The sequence below is a fragment of the Kineococcus sp. NPDC059986 genome, assembly GCF_040702905.1.
Classification (GTDB): Bacteria; Actinomycetota; Actinomycetes; order Actinomycetales; family Kineococcaceae; genus Kineococcus.
Genome location: NZ_JBFBND010000010.1, coordinates 26027 through 40351, shown reverse-complemented (window position 1 = coordinate 40351; position 14325 = coordinate 26027). Strand labels below are relative to the sequence as shown.

Genomic DNA, 14325 nt, shown 5'->3' with positions numbered 1-14325 from the left:
ATCCGGAGGACCCACCATGCGCATCGACACCAACCTGCTCGGGGCCGTCGCCATGCCGGACGCCGGCCTGCACGGACCCGCGACCACGCAGCGCCGCTACGGCCGCGAGGACTTCGCGGCCGCCTACGCCGACTTCGTCGCCTACGCCAGGACCGCGGACGAGACGGGTTTCGACACCCTCTGGTACACCGAGCACCACTTCCAGCACGAGGGCTACGAGGTCGTCCCCAACCAGGTCCTCCTGGGCCTGTGGTCGGCGGCGGTGACCCAGCGGATCAACTTCGGGCAGATGTTCAACATCGTCCCGCAGTGGAACCCCCTGCGGCTCGCGGAGGACTTCGCCGCCGCGGACGTCCTCACGGGCGGCCGCATGCGCTTCGGCGTGGGCCGCGGCACCGTTCCGCGGGAGATGCAGACCCTCGGCGCCCGGATCGAGTCCGGCGACAACGGCATGGACGCGGACGCCGAGAACACCAACCGCGAGGTCTTCGCCGAGGCCGTCGAGGTCCTCAAGCTGGCGTTCACGCAGGACCGCTTCTCGTTCAGCGGCAAGCACTTCACCTACCCCCCGACGGGCATCCCCGACCGCGGCGGGGTCGTCACCGACCTCACCCTCGTGCCGAACGTCCTGCGCCCGGTGGAGTTCTACCAGGCGTGCACGTCCGCCCGGACCGTGCAGTACGTGGCCGAACAAGGGCACGTCGGCGTCTACACCCGGCAGTCGATCCCCTCGCTCGTGCGCGCCTGGGACCGGCACGCCGAGCTCGCCGCCCAGGCCGGCCGGGAACCCCGCCGGATGCTCGTCCTGCACGCCCACGTGGGTCGCACCCGCGAGGAGGCCCTGGAACGCGTCCGGCCCGCGCACGACGAACTGGCCAAGCTGCTCGCGCCCTACGGCCGGTTCTCGCACTACGACCCCCCGGCCGGTCACGACAGCGTGCCGTTCGCGTTCCAGCCGACGCTGGAGGAGTCCGTGCGCCAGCACGTCTACGCCGTCGGGACGCCCGACGACGTCGCCGAGACCATCGAGGCGTACCGCAGCGCGCTCGGCCTGGAACTGCTGTCGCTCGCGCTCGACGGCCCCGGGTTGTCCCGAGAGGTCGTGCAGGAGCAGATGCACCTGGTCTCCGCGGAGGTCGCGCCCCGCCTCGGGATCCGGATGGCGCCGTGAGCACCGCGAGCGTCGAGGACGGTGCACTCACCCGCTGCAGCGCCGGAGAGCTCCTGCACCGGCTGCAGGCCCGGGAGGTCTCCGCGCAGGACCTGGTCCGCGAACACCTCGCACGCATCGCGGGTCCGGGCGCGGCGCTCGGCGCGTTCACCCTCGTCGACGCCGAGGGCGCTCTGGCCGCCGCTCGGGAGGTCGACCGGGCGAGGGTGGCGGGTGAGCCGCTCGGCCCGCTGGCCGGACTGCCCGTGAGCGTGAAGGACTCCGTGGACGTCGCCGGTCTGCGCAGCACCCACGGTCGCCTCAGCGACGCCCACGTCCCCGCGCTCGACGCGCCCGCCGTGCGCCGGCTGCGGGACGCCGGGTGCGTCGTGCTCGGCAAGACGAACGTGCCCGTCTACCTGTCCGGCCACGAGACCGTCAACGAGGCGTTCGGCCGCACCCGCAACCCGTGGGACCTCGACCGCTCCCCCGGGGGGTCCTCCGGCGGGGCGGCGGCCGCCGTGGCCGGCGGGCTGTCCGTCGCCGACCTCGGCAGCGACCTCGCCGGGTCCCTGCGGCTGCCCGCCGCCTGGTGCGGGCTCTCCGGCCACCGGCCGTCCAACGGAGTCGTGTCCAAGCTCGGGAACCTGCCGTGGCCCCGCGGCGGCCGGCTGGAACCACCCACGTCGGCGATCGGCCCGCTGACCCGCACGGCCGCCGACGCCGCCCTGTTCTTCTCCGCGATGGCCGGTGCGGAGGGACCGGAGGCCACGGGCTGGCGTCTCGACCTCCCACGGGCCCGCCACCGTGACCTGGTCGGCACCCGCGTCGGCGTCTGGCTGGACGACCCCGCCTGCCCCGTGGACCCCGAAACGCGGTCCGCGATCACGCGCTTCGCCGACGCCCTCGCGGGGGCCGGCGCGCACGTCGAGGAGTTCACCGCCCCACCCGTCCACGGACCCGGGGCCCTCGAGCTGTTCCAACGGCTGCAGGCCGCCGAGGTCGTCCACGGCTTCGACGACGAGCGCTGGGCCCACCACGTCTCGACGCGGGAGGAGTCGGCGTTCTCGCGGGCGGTCACCGCCACGCACCGCGACGCGCTGCGGGACCTCGAGGCTCAGCGCGACGCGATGGACCGTTGGGAGGACCGCTTCAGGACGGTCGACGTCGTGCTCGCCCCGGCCGCGCCCCGCACGGCCCCCCGGCACGGCGAACCCGTCGACGCCGACGCGCTCGTGTCGTGGAACCGGCTGACGAGCATCGGCAAGCTGCCCGTCAGCGTCCTGGCCCTCGGTCCGGGCGAGGACTCCGGCCTGCCGGTCGGCGTCCAGGTCGTCGGCCCGTACCTGGAGGACCACACCCCCCTGACGTTCGCGGTCCTCGCCGAGGCCGCCGGACTCGCTGGCTGGAAGGCACCCGCACCGTGGAGCTGACGAACACCCGTCCCGCCGACCTGGCTGAGCTCGAGGAGCTGATCGGCGCGCTCGGCACCGTCGCGACGGACGAGGCCAGCAGGAAGGCCGCGCTGCGCGACTTCTCGTGGGTCTCCCCCGTGATCACGCACACCATCCCGCGTCGGACGCCGCGTGCCGTCGTCCGGCCCACCTCGGTCGAGGGGGTGCAGGTCGTGGCCCGCTGGGCGCACGAGCGGGGGGTCCCCGTCGTCCCGCGCGGGCGCGGCACGTCGAACTACGGGCAGAGCGTCTCCCTCGTCGAGGGGCTGGTCCTGGACCTGACCGGGCTGACCGGGCCGCCCGTCGAAGCGCCCGACCTGGACCACGACGGCGAGCACGAGTTCGTCCGCGTCCCGGCCGGGACCCGCTTCGACGACCTCACCGACGCCCTGCTGCCCTTGGGCCGCGAACTCGCCTCGTTCCCGACGACGCTGAACTCGACGGTGGCGGGCTGGGTCGCGGGGGGCTCCGGCGGCGTGGGGGGTCTGGAGTTCGGCCTCAACCACGAGGGGGTCGTCCGCGAGCTGACCGTCGTCGGCGTCGACGGTGACTCGACCCCCCACGTCGTGCGCTGGCCGGACACGGCCCCTCACACCCACGCCTACGGAACGACGGGCGTCATCGTCTCGGTCGGTCTGCGGGTCGTTCCGGCCCGGCCGTGGACGAGCCTGTTCGCCTCGGTCCCCGACCTCGACACCGGCGCCGCACTGGCGCTGGACCTGCTGGGACTCGACCCGCTGCCGCGCGTGCTGGCCGTCACCGAGGCGGACCTGGCGGCGCTGTTCCCCGAGGACCCCGGCGTGGAGGCGGGGGTGGTCAACGTCCGCGTGCAGCTGACCGAGGGGTCCGTGGCCGGCGCCACCACGCTCGTGGAGCAGCACGGGGGTCGGGTCACGTCCGTGCGCACGGACGCCAACCGGCTGCTGGCCACCCTCGTCAACAACCACACGACGCTGCGGGCCAAGGCGGCCCGACCCGAGCTGTTCCACGTCCTCGTCCGCGGCGAGGCGATCGTCGGCCGGCGGGCGCTCGTCGAGGAGGTCTACCCGGGCGCCTCGCTCCAGCTGGAGGGCGGACGGGTGGACGGCCGCGCCTCGCTGACCGGGCGGATCCTGGCCCCGTTCGTGTCCGACGACGCCGTCCGGGCCGGTATGCGCCGGCTCGCGGCCGAGGGGATCGAGGTGGACGACCCGCACACCTGGGTCTGCCACACGCACCTCGCGGCGCGCTGGCCGTGGGCCCTGCGGATGGACCCGCAGGGCCTGCTGAACCCCGGCAAGCTCGCGCCGCTGGGGTGACCTGGTCGGGTCAGCGCGGGACGACGAGCGCGGTGGCGATCGCGGCGATGCCCTCGCCGCGTCCGGTCAGGCCGAGCCCGTCGGTGGTGGTGCCGGCGACGGAGACGGGGGCTCCGAGCGCCGCCGAGAGCGCGGCCTCCGCCTCGGCGCGGCGACGGCCGACCTTGGGGCGGTTGCCGACGACCTGGACGGAGACGTTGCCGATCTCGAAGCCGGCTTCGCGGACGAGCCGGGCGGCCTCGCCGAGCAGCCGCACCCCGGAGGCGCCGGCGAACTCGGGTCGGGCGGTGCCGAAGTGGGCACCGAGGTCGCCGAGGCCCGCGGCGGCGAAGAGGGCGTCGCAGCAGGCGTGGGCGGCGACGTCGCCGTCGGAGTGGCCCTCGGGACCGGACTCCTCGTCCTCCCACAGCACCCCCGCCACCCAGCAGGGGCGTCCGGGGGCGAGGGGGTGGACGTCGAGACCGGTGCCGACGCGCGGGGTGGTCACGGGGCCTCCGAGGAGAGCAGGGCCTGCGCGAGGAGCAGGTCGAGCGGGCGGGTCACCTTGAAGGCGCGTTCGGCCCCGGGCACGGTGCGCACGGTGTGGCCGAGGGCCTCGAGCATGCCGGCGTCGTCGGTGGCCGCCGCGCCGGGCACGGCCGCCTCGTGGACGGCGCGCAGGACGTCGGCGGCGAACCCCTGGGGGGTCTGGACGGCGACCAGCTCGGACCGGTCGAGCGTTTCGAGGACCTGCTGCCCCGCGACACGTTTGACGGTGTCGGCGACGGGGACGACGGGGACCACACCGGAGGCCCCGGCCCGCACGGCCGCCACGACGGACGTGAACACGTCGGGCGGGGTGAGGCAGCGGGCGGCGTCGTGCACGAGGACGACGTCGACGTCCGCGGGCAGGGCACGCAGCCCGGCGCGCACGGAGTCCTGTCGTTCGGTGCCACCGGGCACGACGACGACGTCGGGCACGACGGGCTGCAGGAGCAGACGTACCTCGTCGCACGCGCCTGCGGGCGCGACCACCACCACGACGTCGAGGACGCCGGAGGCGGTGGCGCGCCGCAGGGCGTGCACGAGGAGTGGTTCACCGGCCAGCGGCACGAGCGCCTTGGGGCGCGACGCGCCGAGCCGGTCGCCCCGGCCGGCGGCCGGGACGACGAGCGCGGTCCTCAGGAGGCCAGGACCTCGTCGAGCAGCGACTCGGCCTTGTCCTCGTTGGTGTTCTCCGCGAGCGCGAGCTCGGAGACGAGGATCTGCCGCGCCTTGGCGAGCATGCGCTTCTCGCCCGCGGACAACCCGCGGTCCTGGTCACGGCGCCACAGGTCGCGCACGACCTCGGCCACCTTAACGACGTCACCGGACGCCAGCTTCTCCAGGTTCGCCTTGTAGCGGCGCGACCAGTTGGTCGGTTCCTCCGCGTACGGGGTGCGCAGGACCGAGAACACGCGGTCCAGCCCTTCGCGACCCACGACGTCGCGGACGCCGACCAGGTCCACGTTGTCCGCCGGCACCTCGATGGTGAGGTCGCCCTGGGCGACCTTCAGCACGAGGTACAGCTTCTCCTCACCCTTGATGGTGCGGGTCTTGATCTCCTCGATCAGTGCTGCCCCGTGGTGGGGGTAGACGACCGTTTCGCCGACCGTGAAAGCCATAGAACGTGACCCCTTTCCCTGCACCCAGGTTACCACGTTGAACGGGGGGCGGACAGTCCCGGACGGAGCGTTTGCGCAGGTCAGAGGCTCACAGGTCCAGTCCCAGGGCTTGACAGGTCCCCGGTGACGTGCTTCGCGCGCGGTCTGGACCGTTGCTCTGCGTCACTTCACGACCACACCTGACGGACTCCGGGCCGCGTACCGGCCCGTGACGAGACCGTGATCAGGACGTGATCGCTGCGCACAGCTCCCCTGCGACCGCAGCTACGACTGCCGGTAGTCTGAACGCGTGAAGCTGCGCACCCCGCTCCTGACCAGCGGTGACCGGACCCGCCTCGTCCGCCGCTCGGCCCTCGCGGTCGTCACCTCGGCCGCCGTCCTCGGGGTCGCCGGGTGCTCCGTCTTCTCGCCGCCGACGGTGCTCAAGCCGTACGCACCCAGCGACGGGTCGCAGACCGCGCTCGAAGGCGTCGAGATCCGCAACGTCCTCATGGTGGCCAGCGGGGTGGACGAGCCGGGCGTGCTGTCCGCCGTCCTCGTGAACTCGGGCACCGAGGCCGCGAACGTGTCCGTCTCGGTCGACGTCGACGCCGGGTCGCCCACGACGCAGTCGTACTTCATCCCCCAGAACGCCTCGCTCCACATCGGCGACCCGGGTGCCGTGGCCGACAACGTCTCCTCCACCGACGACGCCGGCGACGACGAGGAGGTCGCCTGGCTGCAGGTGCCGCAGGTGCCCGTCATCCCCGGTCAGACCGTCCCGGTGACGTTCACGATCAACGGCCAGAACGCCTCGGTGAACGCCCAGGTGCTGCGCCCCTGCTTCGACTACGCGACGGTGACCCCCACGGCCCCGGCCTCGCAGCCGACGGCCAGCGCCTCGGCGTCCCCGTCCGCGTCGATCCAATGCGGCCCGCCCACCGAGAGCAGCAGCTCCTCCGGGAACGGCGAGGGCTGAGCGCCCGGCGACACGGCTCGATGCACGCACGAGAGGGGCGGTCCCGTCGGGACCGCCCCTCTCGTGCGTGCGGGCTCAGCCCTCGAACTTGTAGCCCAGGCCCCGCACCGTGACGAGGTAGCGCGGGTTGGAGGGGTCGGGCTCGATCTTGGCGCGCAGACGCTTGACGTGGACGTCGAGGGTCTTGGTGTCCCCGACGTAGTCGGACCCCCACACGCGGTCGATGAGCTGGACGCGGGTCAGCACCCGGCCCGCGTTGCGCAGCAGCATCTCGAGCAGTTCGAACTCCTTGAGCGGCATGGGCACCCGCTCACCGCGCACCGTCACGACGTGCCGGTCGACGTCCATCCGGACGCCGCCGGCCTCGACCGTCGTCTGCACGAGCTCCTCGGGCTCGGCGCCGCGGCGCAGCACGGCGCGCACGCGGGCGAGCAGCTCGCGCGAGGAGTACGGCTTCGTGACGTAGTCGTCGGCGCCGATCTCGAGCCCCACGACCTTGTCGATCTCCGAGTCCTTGGCCGTCAGCATGATGACGGGGACGCTGGAGCGGGTCCGCAGCTGGCGGCACACCTCCGTGCCGGGCAGGCCGGGGAGCATGAGGTCGAGCAGGACGAGGTCGGCTCCCTCCTTGTCGAACTCCTCCAGGGCGTCCGGCCCGTTCTCGGTGACCGCGACGTCGTACCCCTCCCGCCGCAGCAGGTAGGACAACGGGTCGGAGAAGGACTCCTCGTCCTCCACCACCAGGATGCGCGTCACGGTCGGACCTCCAGGGGACTGTTCGGTGCGGGCCGGCGGCCGGGGGTCCCACCCGAGGCCGACGGAGGACTGGACGGGGTGGAGGCGGACCCGGACGCGGCCACCGCGGCGGCCTCGGGGGCCGCCGTGGTGCTCGGCGTCGACTCGGCGAGGTCGGGGTCGGGCAGCCGCAGGGTGAAGGTCGACCCCTCGCCCTCGGCGCTCCACACCCGCACGTCCCCACCGTGGTTGCCGGCGATGTGCTTGACGATCGACAGGCCGAGACCGGTCCCGCCGGTGGACCGGGACCGGGCCGGGTCGACGCGGTAGAAGCGCTCGAAGATGCGGTGCAGGTCGGCCTGGCTGATGCCGACCCCCCGGTCGGAGACCGCCAGGTCGATGGTCGGCACCTGCTGTCCCGCAGGCGTTCCGACCACCTGCCCCGTCCCCCGCTGCACCTCGACGACGACGCGGCTGCGTTCGGGTGAGTAGGCCAGGGCGTTGTGGACCAGGTTGCGCAGGGCCGTCACCAGCAGTTCGCGGTCGCCCCGCACGTGCAACCCCCGCTGGCCGGCCACGACGACGTCGGACCCCCGCTGGTGGGCGACCGTCCCGACCCGGTCGACGGCCTCGACGACGAGCTGGTCCACCTCGAGGAGCTCCGGCCGCAGGACGGTCTCGGCCGCCTGCAGGCGCGAGAGGTCGATGATCTCCTGCACGAGCGTCGTCAGGCGGATCGCCTCCCGACGCATCCGGCTCGCGAAGTGCCGCACGGCGTCCGGGTCGTCCGCGGCGTCCTCGACGGCCTCGGAGAGCAGGGACAGCGCCCCCACGGGCGTCTTCAGCTCGTGGCTGACGTTCGCGACGAAGTCGCGGCGGACGGCCTCGACGCGCCGGGACTCCGTCCGGTCCTCCAGCAGCAGCAGCACGTGGTGCGGACCCAGCGGGGTGACCCGGGCCAGGACGACGGCCGGGGGCCGGCCCAACCCCGCGCCCAGCTCCGTCTCGGTCTCGCGGATCCGCCCGTCGCGCCGGCAGGCGCGCACCATCTCGCGCAGCTGCGCGTCGACGAGCTCACCGCCGGCGACGACGCCCGTGGCGTAGGAGGCCGCGCTGGCCTTGACGACCTCGTCGTCGGCCGCCAGCACCACCGCGGAGGAGCGCAACGCCATGAGGACGTCGCTCACCCCGGGCGGGAGCCCGCCCACGGGCGTCGACGGGGGGGCCGGCGACCGCTGCAGACGTTCGGACACGCGGAACGCGAGGACGCCGGCGGCCCCGGTCAGCACGCCGACCGCCGCGGCGATCGAGACGGAGGCTTCGCCCAGCACAGCTCCAGCCTACGGTCGTCGGACGGCGACCCCGGGCCACCGACGCCCCGGCACGGCAGCGGGGCCCAGATGTTCACCCGTCGGGGGCCGCTCGTTCACCCGGGCCTGGCACCGTGCCTCGGACGGCGCCGACGACCGGCTCGCGGGAGGATGCCCGCACGGCGTCCCCCGCACAGCACGGGACCGCGCTGCACGACGACTCCAGGAGGAAACCCCGTGCGCAACGTGTACCAGGACGAACTGAGCGGCCTCGTCGACACCCTGGTGGAGATGACCCAGCTGGCCGAGTCCGCGATGACCCGCGCGACGACCGCCCTCCTCGACGCCGACCGGGAGCTGGCCGAGACGGTCATCTCGGCCGACCGGCGCATCGACGACCTGCAACGCGACCTCGAGGAGCGCGCCGTCGACGTCCTGGCCCGGCAGTCCCCCGTCGCGACCGACCTGCGCGTCGTCGTCACCGCCCTGCGCATGAGCTCGAGCCTGGAGCGCATGGGCGACCTGGCCCGGCACGTCGCCAAGCTGGCCCGGCTGCGCTACCCGGACGCGGTGGTGCCCGCCGAGCTGCGGGGCACGGTCCTGCAGATGGGCCAGGTCGCCGAGCGCATCGTGGCCAAGGCCGGCAGCGTCATCGCCACCCGCGACCTCGAGATGGCCGCGCAGATGGAGGTCGACGACGACGAGATGGACCGGCTGCACCGGCAGGTCTTCGAGCAGCTGCTGGCCCGCACGTGGGACCACCCGACCGAGGTCGCCGTGGACCTCACCCTCTGCAGCCGCTACTACGAGCGCTTCGCCGACCACGCGGTGTCGGTGGCCAAGTCCGTGCTGTTCCTCGTCACCGGTTCGCGTGACGAGGACGCTGCCGCGCAGCGGGTCTGAGGCCCACCGACCGTCCCGGACGGCACCCGCGCGGGCGCGCCGCGGCGCTCCCCCGGGTGTACCGTCCAGACGTGATCACGTCCCGTCCGACGCCGGGCGCGTGGCGCACCCGGCGGACGCTGACGACCACCGTCACCGCGCTGGCTGCGGCGGGCGTCTTGGCGGCGTGCGGTGGCGGCGACGCTCCCGACCCGTCGCCGACGACGACCACGGTCGAACCGGCTCCCGTCAGCAGCACGTCCCCGTCGGCGTCGCCCACGAGCTCGGGACCCGTCTTCGACTGCGCGTCCGTCCAGAGCGCCCAGAAGCGGCTCGACGACGCCTACGGCACCGAGCTGGACCGCCTGGGCATCAAGCGGGGCGATCCCCGGGCGCAGTCCGTGTTCACCATCGTCACGACGAACGAGGGACCGCAGTACTACGCGGCCGTCCTCGCCGCGGCCCCGCCCGACGCGACGGCCGACGCGCAGGTGGTGCTCGACTACTACACCGAGCTCGCGACCCAGGTCGGCACCCTGGACGTCGGGACGGGCTCCGCCGAGGACCTCGGCAAGGCCATGGACGCCCTCGACGCGGCGGGCGCCGCCGTCAACCCCGACCCGTCGGCCGCGACCGCCGTCGTGCAGGCGCAGGAGCGGTTGCAGGCCGACGTGGACCGCGAGTGCTCCGGAGCCTCGCCGTCCAGCTCCAGCGCGACGTCGTCCCCCAGCGCCACCACGACCACCAGCTGACGTCCACGAGCTGACGCGGGTCAGCGCCCGCGGCGGACCAGGTCGGCGAGGATCTGGGCCGAGACGACGGCGGCGTGCTCCTGGTCGAAGTCCAGCGCCCGGTCCGGACCTGCCGCCGCCTTGCGGCGCAACGGTTCGGGGTCGGCGAGGAAGGCGAGCACGGCGTCCGCGAGCGCCCCGGCGTCCTCGACGGGCACGAGGTCGCCGAGCCGGCCGTCGCGCAGGACGTACCGCGGACCCGTCGGGCAGTCCGTCGCGACGACGGGCGCCCCGACGGCCAGCGCCTCGAGCAGCACGAGGCTGCCGTTGCCCTCGTAGCGCGAGGACAGGACGAACAGGTCCGTCCCGGCGAGCAGGCTCGGCAGGTCGTCGCGGTGCCCCGCGAACTCGACGCGGTCGGCGATGCCGAGCAGGTCCGCGCGGTCGCGCAGGGCGGTGTCGAGCTCGCCGGCGCCGACGAGCACGAGCTCGACGTCACCGCCGCCCGCGACGACGCGCGCGACGGCGTCGAGCAGGACGTCGAAGCCCTTCTGGTCCACAAGCCGGCCCGCCGCGACGAGCCGGGTGCGCCCCGACGTGGACCGCTGCGGACCGCCGGCGGCGGTCACGGCGGCCTTCGTCGCCGCGACGTCGATGCCCACGTCGACGGCGTGCACGCGCGCGGGGTCGACCCCCACCTCGAGCACGTCGGGGACGAGTCCGGGCGAGACGCAGACGGCCGCGTCCACGCGCTGGTGGACCTGCGTCAGCAGCGGACGCAACCGCGCCGGGGTCCACGCGGCCACGGCGCGCGGCAGCGAGCTCTGCACGAGCACGACGAACGGCTTGCGCGCGATCCGGGCCGCGGCCCAGCCCAGCAGCAGCCCGTAGCCGACCTCGCTGCCGGAGACGACGACGTCGGCCCGGCGCACGTGCCGCAGCGTGCTGGTGAGGATCCGTGGCGCGGCCGACCGGAACCGGCGCACCTCGTCGCTGCCCCACCGCACGTCGAGACGGGCGTCCGGCGCGTACATCGGCCCGTCCGGCGCCACGTTCTCCAGGACGAGGAAGCGCACCCGCGCCCCGAGGTCCTGCCAGCGCCGCGCGAGGTCGGCGGAGACCCGCAGGCCCCCGTTGTCACGCAGGGCGCCCTCGAGGACGAGGACCCGCGGTCCGGGACCCGACACTCAGCGGCCCTGGTTGGCCACCGCGGCGGCGGCGGCCGCGGCCGCGGCGGGGTCGAGGTACTCCCCGCCCGGCACGGTGGGCTTGAGGTCGGCGTCGAGGCGGTAGACCAGCGGGATGCCCGTGGGGATGTTCAGGCCCGCGATGTCCTCGTCGGAGATGCCGTCGAGGTGCTTGACGAGCGCCCGCAGGGAGTTGCCGTGCGCGGCGAGCAGGACGGTCCTCCCCGCCTGCAGGTCGGGCACGACCGACCCCGTCCAGTACGGGAGCATCCGCTCGACGACGTCGGCGAGGCACTCGGTGCGCGGGGCCGCGTCACCGGGACCGCCGAACTGCGCGGAGTACCGCGGGTCGGCGTCCTGGGAGAACTCCGAGCCCAGCTCGATGGCCGGCGGCGGGGTGTCGTACGAACGGCGCCAGAGCATGAACTGCTCCTCGCCGAACTCGGCGAGCGTCTGCTTCTTGTCCTTGCCCTGCAGCGCACCGTAGTGGCGCTCGTTGAGGCGCCAGGAACGCTTGACGTCGATCCAGTGCCGGTCGGCGGCGTCGAGGGCCAGGAAGGCCGTCGTGATGGCGCGGCGCAGGACCGAGGTGTGGACGACGTCCGGCAGGACGCCCGACTCGACGAGCATCTTCCCGCCCGCGGCGGCCTCGGCCCGCCCCTTCTCCGACAGGGCGACGTCGACCCAGCCCGTGAAGAGGTTCAGGGCGTTCCACTCGCTCTCGCCGTGCCGCAGGAGGACGAGGGTGTGCGCCGCTTCAGTCATGGCGCAAGCCTACCGAGGCTCCCGCTCCCGGTCGGCGAGCGCCCGCGCGTAGACGTCGAGCGTCGCCTCGGCCGTCGCGCCCCACCCGAAACCGCGGGCGCGGCGGGCCGCGCGCTCCCCCATCCCCGCCCGGCGGCCCGGGTCGTCGAGCAGGTCGCGCAGCACCCCCGCCCACGTCACCGGGTCGTGGTCGGGCACGAGCGCCCCCGTCCCGGAGAGCGGGTCGGCGTCGACGGCCGTGCGCAGCCCGCCGACCGCGGCCGCGACGACGGGGGTGCCGCACGCCTGGGCCTCCAGGGCGACGAGCCCGAAGGACTCGTTGTACGAGGGCACCGTGACGAGGTCGGCCGCGCGGTAGTGGTCGGCCAGGTCCGCGCGCGGGGTCGGCGGCGCGAGCGTGACGACGTCCTGCAGCCCCAGGCCGGTCACGAGGTCGGCGAGCGACTCCGGGTGGGCGGTGCCCGACCCGCTCGGTCCGCCGAGCACGACGACGCGCAGGCGCTCGCGCCGCCAGGGTTCGCGGTGCAGCAGTTCCGCGGCGGCGCGCACGAGCAGGTCGGGGGCCTTGAGCGGCTGGATGCGGCCGACGAAGAGCAGCACGTCCGCGTCGGCGGGCAGCCCGAGGCGGGCGCGGGAGGCGGCCCGGCCGGGGGCGGGGCGGAACGTCTCGAGGTCGACCCCGGGCGGGACGACGACGACCTTGCCCGGGTCGGCGCCGTACAGGCCGACGAGGTCGTCGCGTTCGGCGGCGGTGTTGGCGACGATGCGGTCCGCGGCGTCGACGACCTGCTGCTCACCGATGACGCGACCCGCCGGTTCGGGGGCGTCCCCCTCGGCGAGCGCCGCGTTCTTGACCTTGGCCATGGTGTGCATCGAGTGCACGAGCGGGACGTCCCAGCGGTCGGCGGTGAGCCAGCCGACCTGACCGGACAGCCAGTAGTGCGAGTGCACGACGTCGTAGTGGTGCTCGGAGTGCCGGGCCCCGGTGTGCAGCACCCCGGCGGTGAAGGCGCACAGCTGGCCCGGCAGGTCCTCCTTGGCCAGCCCCTCGTAGGGGCCGGCGGCCACGTGCCGGACCCGGACCCCGCCGCGCCCGCCGGGGTCGTCGGCGAGCGGTGGCTGGTCCGAGCTCGTGCGGCGGGTGAAGACCTCGACCTCGACGTCGCGCCGGGCCAGTTCGCGGGCGAGTTCGAGGACGTAGACGTTCATGCCCCCGGCGTCCCCCGTGCCGGGTTGGGCCAGCGGCGAGGTGTGCACCGACACCATCGCCACCCGCGAGACCTTCCGCACGCCCTGCCTCCCGGCTCGCCGCCCTGCCGTTGCACGTCGCCAGTAGTGTCCCCACGTGCCCCGGCAGTCTGCCTCCCGCGTCCGCTCGGGCGGCGCGGGGGCCGGTCCCGGGGTCCGCGCGGTGGGGGCGGTGACGCGCGGGACGACCGGTCCGGACCGGCTGCGGCGGGTCGAGCGCTGGCTCGCGCAGACGCAGGCCGCCCGGTTGCGCCGCGCAGCGGACCCCCTCGTCGTGGACCTCGGCTACGGCGCGTCGGCCGTCACGGTGACGGACCTGCAGCGCTGGTTGCGCCGGGTGCGTCCGGACGTGCGCGTCGTCGGCCTGGAGATCGCCCCCGACCGGGTGGCGACGGCGCGCGCCGCGGTCGCGCACCTGCCCGACCCGCCCGTCTTCGACGTCGGCGGCTTCGAGGTCCCCACGGACGGCGACCCGGTGCTCGTCCGGGCCTTCAACGTGCTGCGGCAGTACGAGACCGAGGAGGTCGAGGCGACGTGGGACCGGGTGCGCGACCGTCTCGCCCCCGGCGGCCTCCTCGTCGACGGCACGTGCGACGAGCTGGGCCGGCGCGCGACGTGGGTGGCCCTGGAACGGGAGGCGGGTCCGGTCTCGCTGACCGTGTCGGTGCGACTGGCGGGGCTGCCGACCCCCTCGGCCGTGGCCGAGCGGCTGCCCAAGGTCCTCATCCACCGCAACGTCCCCGGCGAGGGTGTCCACGACCTCCTGCGGGCGGCGGACGCGGCGTGGGCGCGGGCCGCCCCGGCGGGCACGTTCGGGCTCCGGCAGCGCTGGATCGCGACCTGCCGCGAGCTGGCGCAGGACTGGCCCGTGCTCGACTCCGCCGCGCGCTGGCGGCTCGGGGAGCTGACCGTGGCGTGGTCCTGCGTCGCACCCCGCTCCGGTCCGGCATGATCGGCTGATCGA

The 14325-nt window shown here is 74.6% G+C and carries 15 protein-coding genes; 7 read left to right on the top strand and 8 right to left on the bottom strand.

Going from position 1 to position 14325, the window contains the following annotated elements; all coding sequences use genetic code 11:
- Positions 1-16: 16 nt before the first annotated feature.
- Genes AB0637_RS09805 through AB0637_RS09795 form a run of 3 tightly spaced genes read left to right on the top strand, consistent with a single transcriptional unit; the run spans position 17 to position 3902 of the window.
- Positions 17-1171 (top strand): LLM class flavin-dependent oxidoreductase, encoded by a 1155-nt coding sequence (locus tag AB0637_RS09805; protein ID WP_366171764.1) that lies wholly within the window; start codon positions 17-19, stop codon positions 1169-1171.
- Positions 1168-2583, top strand: a complete 1416-nt coding sequence (locus AB0637_RS09800; protein ID WP_366171762.1) for an amidase family protein — start codon at positions 1168-1170, stop codon at positions 2581-2583. Before AB0637_RS09805 ends, AB0637_RS09800 begins: the two co-directional genes overlap by 4 nt.
- A complete protein-coding gene (locus AB0637_RS09795; protein WP_366171760.1) occupies positions 2574-3902 on the top strand; it encodes an FAD-binding oxidoreductase in 1329 nt (442 codons plus the stop codon). Before AB0637_RS09800 ends, AB0637_RS09795 begins: the two co-directional genes overlap by 10 nt.
- 10 nt (positions 3903-3912) lie before the next feature.
- Here AB0637_RS09795 and ispF read toward each other — a convergent pair whose 3' ends face one another.
- The 3 genes from ispF to AB0637_RS09780 are packed head-to-tail and all read right to left on the bottom strand — an operon-like array spanning position 3913 to position 5545.
- Positions 3913-4389 (bottom strand): 2-C-methyl-D-erythritol 2,4-cyclodiphosphate synthase, encoded by a 477-nt coding sequence (ispF, locus tag AB0637_RS09790; protein ID WP_366171758.1) that lies wholly within the window; start codon positions 4387-4389, stop codon positions 3913-3915.
- Entirely contained in the window at positions 4386-5066 is a 681-nt protein-coding gene (ispD, locus tag AB0637_RS09785; RefSeq protein ID WP_366171951.1) for a 2-C-methyl-D-erythritol 4-phosphate cytidylyltransferase, read from the bottom strand. The genes ispF and ispD overlap by 4 nt, the downstream gene beginning before the upstream one ends.
- Positions 5063-5545, bottom strand: coding sequence for a CarD family transcriptional regulator (locus tag AB0637_RS09780; protein ID WP_166615106.1), 483 nt, complete (start codon positions 5543-5545; stop codon positions 5063-5065). The genes ispD and AB0637_RS09780 overlap by 4 nt, the downstream gene beginning before the upstream one ends.
- 289 nt (positions 5546-5834) lie before the next feature.
- On the opposite strand from AB0637_RS09780, the gene AB0637_RS09775 reads away from it, so the two are divergent.
- Positions 5835-6503: a hypothetical protein gene (locus AB0637_RS09775; RefSeq protein ID WP_366171755.1), complete on the top strand. Its 669-nt coding sequence runs from the start codon at positions 5835-5837 to the stop codon at positions 6501-6503.
- A gap of 75 nt (positions 6504-6578) precedes the next feature.
- Here the strand turns inward: AB0637_RS09775 and AB0637_RS09770 are convergent, their stop codons facing one another.
- Both AB0637_RS09770 and AB0637_RS09765 read right to left on the bottom strand, forming a co-directional pair.
- On the bottom strand, positions 6579-7259 hold the full coding sequence (locus AB0637_RS09770; RefSeq protein ID WP_366171753.1) for a response regulator transcription factor: 681 nt from the start codon (positions 7257-7259) through the stop codon (positions 6579-6581).
- On the bottom strand, positions 7256-8569 hold the full coding sequence (locus AB0637_RS09765; protein ID WP_366171751.1) for an ATP-binding protein: 1314 nt from the start codon (positions 8567-8569) through the stop codon (positions 7256-7258). Before AB0637_RS09765 ends, AB0637_RS09770 begins: the two co-directional genes overlap by 4 nt.
- A 216-nt stretch (positions 8570-8785) precedes the next feature.
- Between AB0637_RS09765 and phoU the strand changes: the two genes are divergently transcribed.
- Both phoU and AB0637_RS09755 read left to right on the top strand, forming a co-directional pair.
- The gene (phoU, locus tag AB0637_RS09760) at positions 8786-9451 is read left to right on the top strand and encodes a phosphate signaling complex protein PhoU (RefSeq protein ID WP_366171749.1); all 666 of its coding nucleotides are present in this window, start codon (positions 8786-8788) and stop codon (positions 9449-9451) included.
- A gap of 71 nt (positions 9452-9522) precedes the next feature.
- Positions 9523-10182 (top strand): hypothetical protein, encoded by a 660-nt coding sequence (locus AB0637_RS09755; protein WP_366171747.1) that lies wholly within the window; start codon positions 9523-9525, stop codon positions 10180-10182.
- 20 nt (positions 10183-10202) lie between these two features.
- On the opposite strand, the gene AB0637_RS09750 is transcribed toward AB0637_RS09755, so the two are convergent.
- From AB0637_RS09750 to mshA, 3 genes are read right to left on the bottom strand one after another with little or no spacing between them, the layout of a single operon-like run.
- On the bottom strand, positions 10203-11348 hold the full coding sequence (locus AB0637_RS09750; protein ID WP_366171745.1) for a glycosyltransferase: 1146 nt from the start codon (positions 11346-11348) through the stop codon (positions 10203-10205).
- The gene (locus tag AB0637_RS09745; RefSeq protein WP_366171743.1) at positions 11349-12113 is read right to left on the bottom strand and encodes a phosphoglyceromutase; all 765 of its coding nucleotides are present in this window, start codon (positions 12111-12113) and stop codon (positions 11349-11351) included.
- 9 nt (positions 12114-12122) lie between these two features.
- Positions 12123-13379 carry a D-inositol-3-phosphate glycosyltransferase gene (mshA, locus tag AB0637_RS09740; protein WP_366171950.1) on the bottom strand — a complete coding sequence of 419 codons (1257 nt, stop codon included), beginning with the start codon at positions 13377-13379 and terminating at the stop codon, positions 12123-12125.
- A gap of 79 nt (positions 13380-13458) precedes the next feature.
- Here mshA and AB0637_RS09735 point away from each other — a divergent pair, with 79 nt between their 5' ends.
- Positions 13459-14313: a class I SAM-dependent methyltransferase gene (locus AB0637_RS09735; RefSeq protein WP_366171741.1), complete on the top strand. Its 855-nt coding sequence runs from the start codon at positions 13459-13461 to the stop codon at positions 14311-14313.
- Positions 14314-14325: the final 12 nt, after the last annotated feature.

Bases quoted from the DNA above. Each gene is read 5' to 3' on its own strand.
- AB0637_RS09805 (WP_366171764.1), top strand. From the start codon at position 17: ATGCGCATCGACACCAACCTGCTCGGGGCCGTCGCCATGCCGGACGCC.
- mshA (WP_366171950.1), bottom strand. From the start codon at position 13,379: ATGGTGTCGGTGCACACCTCGCCGCTGGCCCAACCCGGCACGGGGGAC.
- AB0637_RS09780 (WP_166615106.1), bottom strand. From the start codon at position 5,545: ATGGCTTTCACGGTCGGCGAAACGGTCGTCTACCCCCACCACGGGGCA.
- AB0637_RS09745 (WP_366171743.1), bottom strand. From the start codon at position 12,113: ATGACTGAAGCGGCGCACACCCTCGTCCTCCTGCGGCACGGCGAGAGC.